Here is an 11491-nt window from a genome sequence, read left to right as displayed (position 1 = left end):
TTTGTCAGTTTCGATACTCTTTAAGTTAATTCCTTACGTGCTTTATGGCATTACATTCATCTTGGCCATCACTTCTGCAAGACTGGTTTACAGTGGCATGTCATCACAAACAGAACGAATTCAAACCAGATTGAGAATTAAACAATCTATGAGATCCAATCGCGAAAAAATGATTCAATCGGTCAATCAATCTTCCTTGGAGGAACGTTTAAAGATAGCGGATTATCCGCTTGGATTCAATGCATTTAGATACTATATTTTGTTTGGTTTAATACTCTTGTTTTTGATTGTAAACTATATCATTGTTCCTATTATATTAAATGGTAAATACGAGCTGTTTGGTGCATTGATGGTTACAGGGATCTTTGTCATTCTACAGCCCTGGCGCCCCTTATTAATAGGATTTCTTCTAAAGCGTTTAGCAGAATACAAGCAAACTAAGCGTAATGCTGAAGTTTTTATGCTGTACGACCTTCTTATAAACGAATTGGACATGATGGAACATTCAAGAATCAACGCATATAGCATTTTAAGAAACATACAACCGTATTTTGAAATGATCAGCACTCCTTTTAACAAACTTCTAACAGGTTGGAGTACTGATGAAGGGCCAAGCAGAGCGCTTGAAACATTTGCAAAGGAACTAGGTACTAAAGAAGCTAGAACCCTAGTAAGTGTCTTAAAAACCTTGGATGAGGTTGAACGTGAAACAGCATTACAGTCTCTTAGAGGCATGAATAACATGTTTGCCAGAAATCAAATTGAAAATTATCGTCGTAGAAGGAAAGTAACAACTGATTTTGCTTCAATGCCAATTAAAATTACTCACTTTTTAATAGTACTCAATTTTTTAGTGGTCATTATAGTCATGGTTAATTTGATCATGGGTAAGTCCGGTACTATTTAAGGTGATTAAGATAAAGGAGGAAAAGTATTGGATAAATCCTTATCGACCTTTATGAAATTAGCAGCTACCGCTTTAGTCATTGGACTATTAGTGTATGGTGCACTTTATGACAAGATGGGAAATGTGTCAGATGGTATAAGCATTTATATTGAAAAGAACTAATTTAATCGAAGGGGGGTTATAAGTGAATAAATCACTTTCGACTTTCATGATCATTGCAGTTACAGCAGTTATATTGTTTGTCTTAATTGGCAGTGTTTCTTCGTCCTTATTTAACAAAAATGATGAACATCAAGAAATTATTAAAGATGAGTACAATCTAAAAATTAATTAATAAATAGGAGGATTTAATTCACATGAAAAACTCACTAAGCACATTTCTAGGACTAGCAGCTACAGCATTAATCATTTCCATTTTGGTATTCGGAGTAGGATTCCAAATGCTTGATAAAGAGGCAGGAGAATATGAAGGACAAATTGATGCAGTAACAAACGATGTTCCAACAACTTCTTCGGTAACTCCATAACTAAACTTTCTATTGTCACTCAGAATTTAAAAATAAAACACTAATCGGGGGAATTAACAAATGAAAAACTCACTAAGCACATTTCTAGGACTAGCAGCTACAGCATTGATCATTTCCATTTTGGTATTCGGAGTAGGATTCCAAATGCTCGATAAAGAGGCAGGAGAATATGAAGGACAAATTGATGCAGTAACAAACGATGTTCCAACTACATCATCGGTTACACCTTAACAATAGACCTTTTTACTAGGTATTTATCTAAACGTTAGCTTATGATTCTTTACGAATATAAGGAGGGCTTGTCCCTCCTATTATTTTTCTTATAAGAGGTGGATAATTTGTCTACAACATTAGCAAAATGGATGACCTTAATTATTATGGCCAATATTATGTTTGCTCCAATCCTGGCTTATATAGACAGCTTACATAGAGAAGCGGTAGAAGTTGTTTTACAAGAGGGTGCTAAAAAAGCAGCGATTGAAGGTAGATTTACAAATGAATTAGTTGACGATATGAAACAAGAGTTAGTCGATAATTATAATTTTGAAGAGGATAAAATTATAATAGATGCTACTCAAACCTTAAAAACTCGAAATGAGTATATTGAAGCAAGCATTGAGGTACCACGAGGAATCATTTTCATCTTTAATATTTTTAATTCTGGTCCAGATAAAATCAAGAAAAATACAAAGGTCATGAGTGAATACATTGGGTAGGAGTGAGGGTAAATGGCGCATTCATTAAAGGTCATGTTCCTTATGCTACTGTTTGCTGGAATCATGATAATGCAATACAATTTAGATTCAGATCGGACCTCAACAAGACAAATGAAGAATGGACTAGAGCTAGCGGTTCACGATGCGGCTTTAGCATTAGACAACTCTCAACTCTCTCAAGGAAAAGTCGTATTTGACCAGTGGGAAGCGGTAGAAAACTTTAAAGCGAGCTTAGAAGCGAATCTCGCTCTTGAATCTGGTGCTGGATATGTATATTTCCCAAAAGAAAGCTCTTATTATCAGGAACCATTTTATGTAGAACATTTAGAGTTTATTGACGATGATGATGGTTCTTTTCCTCAAGTTTATTCAAATCCTAAGTATGATATCTTAGATACACTAAATGGACCAAGCATCATCGCGGTTGTATCTACTAAAAGTCCAAGATACTTTGCAGGAGAAGGAATAACCATACGAAAATCTGTAGTTTATGAGTACTATGATTGATTTTAGTACTGGTATACTGCAGCTTTTTTGTTTGTGGAAGAATTGTAGAGAAAGAAAAAAGCATTATAGTTAATATTTGGTTATTGTAAATTTGAATAATTATGTTTATAGTAAAAATAAACCATTTTATAATGCGCACACCTCTTTTTACCCACTATATTTCAATTTATTGTAAAAAACCTCATAATAAATAGACTAAAAGAATTACATTTGTGTTTAAATACATAAGTAAATTAATAGATTAATTAATGATGATAATAATTTACTACATATTTTCTTTTTTATTCCAAATAAAAACATAAAATTTGTTTAAATGTCTACTTTATACAGTGGATAAAAGAAAGAGGTGTCAGTATAATTTGTAATATAAAGAGTAATATGAGCATACAAGAAAAATTTGGCTCTAAAGTTCGATACTATCGTCTGTTTCGAAAGTACTCTCAAGAGGATTTAGCTTTAATATCAGGTTTACATCGTACATATATTAGCGAGTTAGAAAGAGGACAACGGAATATAACTTTAGAAAACATCAATAAACTTTCAAAAAGTTTAAACATAAGAATAATGGACCTTTTCGATTTTGAAATGTAGGTTTTCTACATAAAGGATGCAATGATTTTATTTCCGTATCTGGGCACTTGGAAATAGAGGAGCAAGTAGTGCAACCAGCCTTAGTATGTTTAACAATTTATAACTGTTGAATATATAGGGCTTTTTTAATTATTAAATGGTTTTTTTTACTATTTATTAGGGTAAAGTGAAATAAAGGATTTGTTTGCTAGCCATTTAGTACCTATTTCCAACATTAAACTAACACTATTCCGTTATTTATATTACACTTATATTGGTGGAATTTTATCTAATTATGTCTTTTTTCGACTAAATATACCAAAAAAATTTAATTTTTACTTTGGAATTCTACAATTTTTATAGAGCTTATATACTATGATATTTATAAATCAAAGATAAAGGTAGTTTATAGATGAATTTAAATTTAAAATGATGATAGATTCTTCTATCTGTAGAGAGGTGTTTCTTATGTTATCAAAGGATTTTATGTCCAGTATGAGTAACGAAACTAGAATGAAAACATTCTATATAAATATGAATCAGCAATATTACTTCAGAAGAACCTATTTCTTATTAGATGCAAATTTATATGTTGAAATGGTGACGTTAGTAATGGAATCGACTCGTCAAATTGGTAAAAGATCAAAAGTAGAAACAGAAGTTGTAGAATCAGATTCCAGAGAAGTATCTACTACTAACATATCTAAATCATTTATCGAATATTTGAAGGTTGAAGATACCATTATTGAAGAATATAAACTTAGTAAAAATCAGGCAGATATTGTTCTTAATAAATATAAAAATAACTTATTTGATGTGAATAAAGAGTTATTAGATTCTATCAACTAAATTAATTATCATTCAAAATTATCTCCTCTTAATTTGAAATTAATATACAAACTAAATAAAGTTGTGGTCGTTTTTATCCAATGGTATAATTTAACCATTAAGATTTAATTTTCCTTTTTGTGCGATCTCTATAGAGATTTGCGGGTAAAACGACTAAACATAATGAAGCCTCTGGGGCTGGATTTCAAGCATTTTTTGTATGCTTGAAACCTTCTCTCAGGGGCTTTTTTTGTGCTCTTAAGGAGGTGATGTAAAAAGCATTACATTGATAAGTAGATTGTCAATTAAATGGGTGGAGTTTAAAAAACTTAATTGAAAGGGTGTTCAGAATGTTTCTATTAAAGAGTAAGAACGAAGATTGTTGCAAGCGAGGTGAGCTGCATGTTTAAAGTCACATGTTTTGCTCCTATTACTCCAGATAAGTTATGGGATGGTTTAAAAGGATTACAATTCACGAAGAAGAAAGAGGGATTTGAATGGTATCTTGATGGGCATGTTTTTCGCATTGAACCATTCAAGAATCAATCACGCACTAACATGAAGGGTTACCGAGTATATTTTAATGGTTCTATTGATGGTGCAATTTTTCTTTATGATTTTGCTCTTAGCTGGATCAATCCTGCTATAACTGGTATTGAATTTTCACTTTCTCACTCTAATATTACTAGCCAGGATTGGATTAAAGATCTAATGTCCCGCTCTTCATTTTCAACAGTTGATACTAAGGGGATCTTTAAAAAAGGACCAATTGGTATTGTTGTCGTGAATGATGAAGTTGTTCTTCAGTTGAGAAGTTCAAAGGGAAGTCAATTGAATCTATTACCTAGCTTAAAGCAAATTGAATCGATTAAGGAAGAATTAAAACCGGTAGAACAAGATCTATTGTCTATGTTGGAAGAAGGTGTGGCAATATGACTTTCGATTTCTATACGAAAGTGTCTAAGTTTACTATTGCAGAGAATAGTGTTTTGAAAAACGGTGAAGTGATCGCTGAAGGTAAAGTATTTCTATTTCAAGTTCTCTTAGGTTTCCCGGCCTATCTCATTGTGCATGAGCATGACTTTGTACCACCTGTTGTTATTAAAACAGATTGTATTCTGTCCGTCTTGCCTTCACATGAATATTTCGATGGTGAGCGGGAGCCTCAGAAGTTCTTATATAGAGTAAAGTACTCCCTTAATGGAGTGCCAATAGTCTACGATATGGAAGCTGTAGACAGTAACTCAGCAAAAAGGTTTGTACTTGAACGATACAAGAATAAAAACATAAAAATTGTCAGTGTGGAACGTAAAAGAAGAAAGGAGAAAATCTCATGAGTAATCGTTCTTCTTCATTAGCGATGATCGATAAAGAATCTTCCAAAGCTTATAGAAAAATTCTTTCAGCTGAAACAGAATTTGAGATTTTCACAATTGTAGAACGATTAAAGCCAGATGTGGCAAAGCGCGTCCTAATGACATTGACCATGAATAAACAACTTAACAAGTAATCAATATATCCCTTCCTAGTAGGGAGTTCAATTTTACTCCCTAGGTACTAGGTGGGGAGTGCATATTGAGAGGAATGAACGTTATGTCAGAAGTTAAGAAATGTGATAATTGCATTTTTCAATCTGGAAGACCTGAATTTGACCTCAAAAGGTGCAAGCGTTGCTCCAGAACGGAAAAGGCATTGTTTGAACCAATTCCTACCGCTGCCGATTTGATGGAATCTTTCATGATGAAAGGTACCTATCCTACGTTAAAACTTTATGAGAAACATTTGAAGCAGGTTAAAGACACATTGAAATCTAAATTGCTTTCTTCAGAAGAAAGAAGGCATGAATTCAATGAAGTGAATCTGGTTGCTAAATTTGTTCCGAAAAAAATAAGCGATATAGATTATGTAGGTTTGAATACTTATCTTGAGGATCTTGGATTATTGGCACATATACTTGAAATTGATCATAAACGAGTGAAAAAAGAACCTATGATATTGGAGCAATTAAAAGCCTATCAGTTGGAGCCCACTCACTATGTTAAACCCTCCTTTAATAAATTGGGAAAGAGTTTAAATCAAGTTCCTGAATTAAAAAACGAGGGTTGGAGCGTTGAAGAGCTTGCTTTCACCTGTAGCACGATGGATGCAAAGTACTCTTCTTATAAAAAGCAATACGAAACGTTAAAAGAAGAAATGATAAAGTGCGAGAAATTAAAAACAGACAAAAAGCTAGCTTATAAATATGGTTCAGTTTCACTTGTCAATAACGCACCGTTATACGATATTGCTTCGATTTATAACGAAATGGGAAGCGATTTGCTAATTGAATACGGTAAACCTAATCATGAACAGCTTCAATACTTTATGACACGAGGTATGTTGACTAAAAATGACATTGAACAATTTAAAACAGTAAAGGATATTGCTCTTGAATTCGTAGTGATGGATCTTGATTCAGAACGACGAATCATTGAGGCATTCCAGAGAAGACAAATGCAGGCGGCTCAGAATCGTCTGAGAGCGTAGAAAACATAAAAAGGGAGGGTAGTCCCTTCGCTAGAGATTGAGATAGCGGACGTACGCCCCTATCTCTTTTTCTATGCGAATTGGACAGCTAAATGAATAACGCGAAATTGAAAGAATGGGAAGAAAGATATTCAAAAGTTAATGTATTTCAAGAGTTTGATGAAATTAAAGAGTTTTTGAAAAATGAATACCTAGAGGATAATATAAAACCCTTTATTATCTCTTATTCTGGTGGAAAAGATAGTTCTTTAGTGCTAACGTTAGTTTGGCAAATGATCATGAAATTACCTACCGATTTATTAAAAAGAGAAATTCACGTCGTTATGAGTGATGCTGCGGCTGAGACTCCGGTGATGAGTCGGTATCAAAGAGGCATTATGAAAATCATAGAAACTACAGTGGTTGAACAAAAATTAGACCATATTTTTAAAGTTCATTTAGTAAAACCTTCAATTAAAGGAAGGTTCTTTTTTCGAACCTTGGGTAGAGGATATCCACCAGCAACACCAAACTCTAGAACTCGTCCTTGCACATTTCATATGAAAATCCTACCAATACAACGCCTACTTAATGAAATAATTAATCAAACAATTCAAAAGCAGGATTGTTTTAGCGAGAACTCATATGCTATCACTTCTATCCTGGGAGTTCGGACTTCTGAAAGTGTTTCGCGTGCTGAAAGTATGAAAAAACATTCAGTTGAAGACTTTTATGCGAAACATGCTACAGATGACCGTATTCGAGTTATGCACCCTATTAAGAACATTGAATTGGATGCTCTATGGAGTTACTTGCTTGCTCTACCAAACGGTGAATTTCCTTATGGTGGTAACGTATCAGACATGATGAAGATGTACGGAAAAACTGGTCATGAATGTTCGATTACCGAAGGATCGCAAGGTGGAGTAGGTGCTTCTTGCGGGCAAGTTGGATCAAGAACTGGTTGTTTCACATGTCCTCTTGCCGGAAAGAATGACAAAATGCTAAGTGCCATGATTGATGAGGGGTATACAAATTATAGTTATTTACAAGAGTGGAAAAACTATATGTTAGATATTCGGAACGATGTTCGCTTTCGTCTACCAACACAACGTCAAAAATTTAATAAACATCAAAAGAAGGCCGAGCTATCGAAAGATGATTTTTCACTTTTCTCGATTGATTGTATTGAAGATTCCCAACAAAGAAGACTCCACCGTTATGAGACATTTAATAAGGCAACATTCAATTATGCACCTGGTGGTTTTACAATTGAAGCTCGTAAAAGAATGCTGGAGTATCTATTATGGACGCAAAACAAGATAGGAGAAGAACTCATTGAAGACGAAGAACTTCAAGCGATATATCAAACGTGGAAAGAAGATGGATATGATATTGATCCCAAAGATGTAATTCCAAACAGATATAAACATGATGAAAAGCTTATCTTATTACCTGATGGATCGGTGAATGAAAAAGAATCTACAGTTACATCATTCCCGCTCTTTTATGTACAAGTTCAGACTCAGTTCAATGACTTTGAATTTGTCACTTATGTTCAGAACAAAGTTAAGGAGACAAATAAATCCATTCATTACTTTTCTAAATCCATGGACTGTCAGGAACACCAAATGGCCTTTAATGAATATACGTTTATCGTATGTAGCCCATTTGCTAATACTCTACAAGAAGCCGAACATTATGTGTATTCCTGGTTAGATTGGAAAGATAACTTTAATTCAGATTTATACGATCCTCCCTTTGAAGAGTGGGATTCAGAAGTAGAAGGTATGTATGTACCAAAATTAGAAGAAGACCAACTTGCATATTCCAAAACGTTATCGGCAAACCGATTAATAGAATTAATCGAACATGACTTAAATATAGAATTAATCTGGAAAGAAGATGATTATCTATTAGAGTCTGGTAATCTTGTGAAGGAAATGAGTTATTTAGATAGAGTAAACTTATTATTATTGCGCTTAAAAGAAGTAGAAGAGAATAGTAAAATTCAATATTCTTTTCCAACATTCACCGAGAATGATTATGGACAATTAGGGCTTGCCATATAGAATAAGAAAACGTTCCTATTAGTCAGTATAAGACTTTTAGTGAACGTTTTTTTATTTGAATAAGTAAAGTAAATCAGTTTACATTTACATAAAAGCATCTTTTGGGAAATTTTAACTAAAATTGTATAAGAGAGATAAATTCAATGATATCTTTATTTTAAACAAAACTAAGGGGGAGCAGACATGAGAACATTTTTATTAATTATTGCAGTAATTTTATTTTTTATTTTAGTGGAACTAGACGACTTAAATCAGAAAAGCGAGGAAACAAATGAAAAAGAGAGAACAGAGGAAGTAGTATATCAAGAAGACCCCAGTGATGTGAAGAATTTAACATTTACTAATTCTGCTGAAAGTGATCCATCAAACGATTCAATTTATTACGTTCTAGGCATTTTAAGCTCACCAGGAATAAAGATATTTCTTCTTATTTTAGGATTTATTTTGCCATTTGTAGTAATTATAAACAAAAGCGGAATATTGGTACAATAAAGATAGCCTAAACAATTACACTCAATTTCCGATATCACTAAATAGAATATATGTAGGGAGAGGAATTTATGATTTCTGAATTAAATGAACATCTAAAGTGGAGGAAGAGGTATAATACTCTATCTTTAATTATCAATTCAATATTAACATCTATGTTGTTTACATTGTTTTTGGATATAAATCAAATTAGAAGTGCGGCTTCTACAAGTATTCAAATCCTATTTGGTATCTTAATCATTATTTTAATTACCTCTTTCGTATGGAGTTTGAGGAGAAAAAGCTTGCATGATAAAGAGCTACATAACAAATCTGAGCAGTTTTTTATGAAAAGAGTCATAGAATCGGAATATCTCAACCCAGTCAGGAAGCAACGATACATTAATATTCTCGAAAACAAAGTGCCTAATGTAAATAGAATGGAAGGAATGGTAGAATTTTTTATAGAAGAGGCTGAACAAGCAGAACATAAAAAACTATTAGAATTAGAGAATAGTAATCAGAGTACTCTATATGACGAAACCTAATGGGAGAGAATAGTATGATCAGTTACTGGGAGTTAAATACACAAAATAGTACACCTACGATTAATATTTCTTTTAATGAAAACAATGAAATTTATAAAAAGTATAAACCAGAACGATGGCTGCTGCACTACAAATGGAGCTCTGTCAGAAGGTTTTTAGGGCTTAACCCTGTGAAAGTTTTTGTTGGACCTTACATAGAAGTTGACAATCATGGAGAAAAGACCTATTTCCTCTTACAGAAACCTTCATTTTTTCCAGTAAAGCAAACTATTGAAGTAAAAGAAGACAGTCACTTTATTTCATTTGATCAGGATAGTAAAGTAGAATTAAAAAACGAGTTATTAGCAAATCATTTATTTACTGCTTTAGCTAAACCATTTTCAAAATTAGATGAAACGGTTGAATATTATGGGAGAGTCATAAAATGAAAAAAACTTATTTAATCTTACTTTTATTGATTACCTTTATGGCTGGTTGCACAAATGTAGAAGATGTATCTACTACAGATGGAAATGGAAATGCAGAAGCAAAAACTGAAAAACAAAATGAAACAATTAGAAAAATAGATTCTAAAGATGAAACAAAGGAAAGTACAAAAGAAGAAACTCTTGATGATACAGTTGATAAGGAATCAGTTGATGACTCATCAGTAGAGGAAACAACAGCCCAATCCAATAATGATCTGTTCTCAGGATACAAATTAATCGAGGTGGACGGTGGAGATTTGTCCGGATACCGCGAATCTAATGTCGTTGTTGATATTGGTTTTGGAGATAGAGAATACTGGGCATTTACTAACGAATATGGACAGCTTGTGAAAGTTATTGCTGAACGTATTGTTCTACAAGATGACAGTAACGAGCCTGTACTTTCGTCAGGTAGATATTTCTCTGATGAGGCAAAAGTTCCTGGGGTCGAAAGTGATGTCCTAGACGAAGGACACATCATTGCTGATTCTCTCGGCGGTGTATCGAATGCTTATAATATTACTCCTCAAGAAAGTACACTCAACCGGCATGGTGATCAAGCTTATTTAGAAGAGGCGATCCGTAGTGCAGGTGGAGCTACTAATTTTGAAGCAATCATCACTTATCCGAATACGGAAACGCAGATTCCTTCAAGTTATCAGTACACCTATACTTTGAACGGAAATGTGATCGAAGATACATTTGACAATGTGAACCCTGATGAAGTCAATGCGGCACTCGGTTTAACTGAGAGTGAACCTGAAGATTCAGCTAGTTCAGACACAGAGGGTGATATTTCTAGTATTGACACAAATGGTAATGGTCAAGTGACTATTAAAGAAGCAGAAGCAGCAGGTTTCAGTATGCCCATAGACAATCATCATTGGCTATATAAATTTATGGACGATCGAGATGGTGATGGACTTGTAGGTGAGTAAAAATTTTGTGATTGTGAAGCAGATAATATCTCAATTCCGTTAAAGGGCAGGCGCGACAAGTTCTGATATAAGTGTAATTTGCACGAAATTCAGGAGAATTCAATATAAATTCTTAACTTTTCAACAGAAGGTGGGAATGACAGAACCACGTTTCTGGAAACCATCTCGTCAAGACTTCTGCATGCGTTAAGACTGACAGGTTTTAGGGTGTGAAGCCAGATAGAACCGGCAGAACAAAGGCTGAAGCCAATCTATGGTTAGATGAGGTATGCCAATGGATATGCCGCACGGCTGAAAAACTGGATATGGTGAGAATTGTTCATCGAGGGATGAACTGACGAACTTCTGAATGTAAGGGTCTATAGTTAAAGCATAGGGAAACTTATGTCCCATCTTACGATGGGGTGAGTGGTGTAGAGTAAAATTCTGCCCTCTGAA

At 33.8% G+C, this 11491-nt stretch carries 18 protein-coding genes and 1 riboswitch; all 18 genes read left to right on the top strand.

The features are described from left to right. Position 1: 1 nt before the first annotated feature. The 18 genes from IQ283_RS08955 to IQ283_RS08880 all read left to right on the top strand — a co-directional run bounded on the left by IQ283_RS08955 (position 2) and on the right by IQ283_RS08880 (position 11053). Positions 2-907, top strand: a complete 906-nt coding sequence (locus IQ283_RS08955) for a hypothetical protein (RefSeq protein WP_194219839.1) — start codon at positions 2-4, stop codon at positions 905-907. 27 nt (positions 908-934) lie between these two features. Then, on the top strand, positions 935-1069 hold the full coding sequence (locus IQ283_RS24270; RefSeq protein ID WP_276511816.1) for a hypothetical protein: 135 nt from the start codon (positions 935-937) through the stop codon (positions 1067-1069). Between the two features lie 22 nt (positions 1070-1091). Continuing rightward, complete coding sequence (locus tag IQ283_RS24040) at positions 1092-1241, top strand: hypothetical protein (RefSeq protein ID WP_206759452.1); 150 nt, start codon at positions 1092-1094, stop codon at positions 1239-1241. A gap of 22 nt (positions 1242-1263) precedes the next feature. Next, positions 1264-1434, top strand: coding sequence for a hypothetical protein (locus IQ283_RS08950; RefSeq protein ID WP_194219838.1), 171 nt, complete (start codon positions 1264-1266; stop codon positions 1432-1434). Between the two features lie 60 nt (positions 1435-1494). After that, positions 1495-1665: a hypothetical protein gene (locus IQ283_RS08945; protein WP_194219838.1), complete on the top strand. Its 171-nt coding sequence runs from the start codon at positions 1495-1497 to the stop codon at positions 1663-1665. A 107-nt stretch (positions 1666-1772) separates the two neighbouring features. Next, positions 1773-2150, top strand: a complete 378-nt coding sequence (locus tag IQ283_RS08940; protein ID WP_194219837.1) for a hypothetical protein — start codon at positions 1773-1775, stop codon at positions 2148-2150. Positions 2151-2162: 12 nt separating this feature from the next. Beyond that, positions 2163-2657: a peptidase M23 gene (locus IQ283_RS08935; protein ID WP_194219836.1), complete on the top strand. Its 495-nt coding sequence runs from the start codon at positions 2163-2165 to the stop codon at positions 2655-2657. A gap of 378 nt (positions 2658-3035) precedes the next feature. Next, the gene (locus IQ283_RS08930; RefSeq protein WP_194219835.1) at positions 3036-3248 is read left to right on the top strand and encodes a helix-turn-helix domain-containing protein; all 213 of its coding nucleotides are present in this window, start codon (positions 3036-3038) and stop codon (positions 3246-3248) included. 5 nt (positions 3249-3253) lie between these two features. Further along, a riboswitch (cyclic di-GMP riboswitch) is annotated at positions 3254-3337 on the top strand. A 358-nt stretch (positions 3338-3695) separates the two neighbouring features. Beyond that, positions 3696-4076 (top strand): hypothetical protein, encoded by a 381-nt coding sequence (locus IQ283_RS08925; protein WP_194219834.1) that lies wholly within the window; start codon positions 3696-3698, stop codon positions 4074-4076. A gap of 381 nt (positions 4077-4457) precedes the next feature. Further along, entirely contained in the window at positions 4458-4991 is a 534-nt protein-coding gene (locus tag IQ283_RS08920; protein WP_194219833.1) for a hypothetical protein, read from the top strand. Then, positions 4988-5392 (top strand): hypothetical protein, encoded by a 405-nt coding sequence (locus IQ283_RS08915; RefSeq protein WP_206759451.1) that lies wholly within the window; start codon positions 4988-4990, stop codon positions 5390-5392. Before IQ283_RS08920 ends, IQ283_RS08915 begins: the two co-directional genes overlap by 4 nt. Next, a complete protein-coding gene (locus tag IQ283_RS08910) occupies positions 5389-5565 on the top strand; it encodes a hypothetical protein (protein WP_194219831.1) in 177 nt (58 codons plus the stop codon). Before IQ283_RS08915 ends, IQ283_RS08910 begins: the two co-directional genes overlap by 4 nt. Positions 5566-5648: 83 nt before the next feature. After that, positions 5649-6581, top strand: a complete 933-nt coding sequence (locus IQ283_RS08905) for a hypothetical protein (RefSeq protein ID WP_194219830.1) — start codon at positions 5649-5651, stop codon at positions 6579-6581. 92 nt (positions 6582-6673) lie between these two features. Then, the gene (locus tag IQ283_RS08900) at positions 6674-8632 is read left to right on the top strand and encodes a phosphoadenosine phosphosulfate reductase family protein (protein ID WP_194219829.1); all 1959 of its coding nucleotides are present in this window, start codon (positions 6674-6676) and stop codon (positions 8630-8632) included. Between the two features lie 183 nt (positions 8633-8815). Next, complete coding sequence (locus tag IQ283_RS08895) at positions 8816-9124, top strand: hypothetical protein (protein WP_194219828.1); 309 nt, start codon at positions 8816-8818, stop codon at positions 9122-9124. 68 nt (positions 9125-9192) lie between these two features. Then, the gene (locus tag IQ283_RS08890) at positions 9193-9648 is read left to right on the top strand and encodes a DUF5392 family protein (RefSeq protein ID WP_194219827.1); all 456 of its coding nucleotides are present in this window, start codon (positions 9193-9195) and stop codon (positions 9646-9648) included. A gap of 14 nt (positions 9649-9662) precedes the next feature. Continuing rightward, positions 9663-10076, top strand: coding sequence for a hypothetical protein (locus IQ283_RS08885; protein ID WP_194219826.1), 414 nt, complete (start codon positions 9663-9665; stop codon positions 10074-10076). After that, positions 10073-11053 (top strand): DNA/RNA non-specific endonuclease, encoded by a 981-nt coding sequence (locus tag IQ283_RS08880; protein WP_194219825.1) that lies wholly within the window; start codon positions 10073-10075, stop codon positions 11051-11053. Before IQ283_RS08885 ends, IQ283_RS08880 begins: the two co-directional genes overlap by 4 nt. Positions 11054-11491: the final 438 nt, after the last annotated feature.

It is taken from the genome of Pseudalkalibacillus hwajinpoensis (assembly GCF_015234585.1).
Classification (GTDB): domain Bacteria; phylum Bacillota; class Bacilli; order Bacillales; family Guptibacillaceae; genus Guptibacillus; species Guptibacillus hwajinpoensis_B.
The sequence above is the reverse complement of the archived record's forward strand: the minus strand, read 5'-3'. Positions and strand labels throughout refer to the sequence as shown.

What these genes read in the sequence shown, in the direction of transcription:
- IQ283_RS08910 (WP_194219831.1), top strand. Translation starts at nt 5,389, where the DNA reads ATGAGTAATCGTTCTTCTTCATTAGCGATGATCGATAAAGAATCTTCC.
- IQ283_RS08890 (WP_194219827.1), top strand. Translation starts at nt 9,193, where the DNA reads ATGATTTCTGAATTAAATGAACATCTAAAGTGGAGGAAGAGGTATAAT.
- IQ283_RS08905 (WP_194219830.1), top strand. Translation starts at nt 5,649, where the DNA reads ATGTCAGAAGTTAAGAAATGTGATAATTGCATTTTTCAATCTGGAAGA.
- IQ283_RS08915 (WP_206759451.1), top strand. Translation starts at nt 4,988, where the DNA reads ATGACTTTCGATTTCTATACGAAAGTGTCTAAGTTTACTATTGCAGAG.
- IQ283_RS08935 (WP_194219836.1), top strand. Translation starts at nt 2,163, where the DNA reads ATGGCGCATTCATTAAAGGTCATGTTCCTTATGCTACTGTTTGCTGGA.
- IQ283_RS08885 (WP_194219826.1), top strand. Translation starts at nt 9,663, where the DNA reads ATGATCAGTTACTGGGAGTTAAATACACAAAATAGTACACCTACGATT.
- IQ283_RS08900 (WP_194219829.1), top strand. Translation starts at nt 6,674, where the DNA reads ATGAATAACGCGAAATTGAAAGAATGGGAAGAAAGATATTCAAAAGTT.
- IQ283_RS08920 (WP_194219833.1), top strand. Translation starts at nt 4,458, where the DNA reads ATGTTTAAAGTCACATGTTTTGCTCCTATTACTCCAGATAAGTTATGG.
- IQ283_RS08880 (WP_194219825.1), top strand. Translation starts at nt 10,073, where the DNA reads ATGAAAAAAACTTATTTAATCTTACTTTTATTGATTACCTTTATGGCT.
- IQ283_RS08925 (WP_194219834.1), top strand. Translation starts at nt 3,696, where the DNA reads ATGTTATCAAAGGATTTTATGTCCAGTATGAGTAACGAAACTAGAATG.
- IQ283_RS08895 (WP_194219828.1), top strand. Translation starts at nt 8,816, where the DNA reads ATGAGAACATTTTTATTAATTATTGCAGTAATTTTATTTTTTATTTTA.
- IQ283_RS08930 (WP_194219835.1), top strand. Translation starts at nt 3,036, where the DNA reads ATGAGCATACAAGAAAAATTTGGCTCTAAAGTTCGATACTATCGTCTG.
- IQ283_RS08945 (WP_194219838.1), top strand. Translation starts at nt 1,495, where the DNA reads ATGAAAAACTCACTAAGCACATTTCTAGGACTAGCAGCTACAGCATTG.
- IQ283_RS08950 (WP_194219838.1), top strand. Translation starts at nt 1,264, where the DNA reads ATGAAAAACTCACTAAGCACATTTCTAGGACTAGCAGCTACAGCATTA.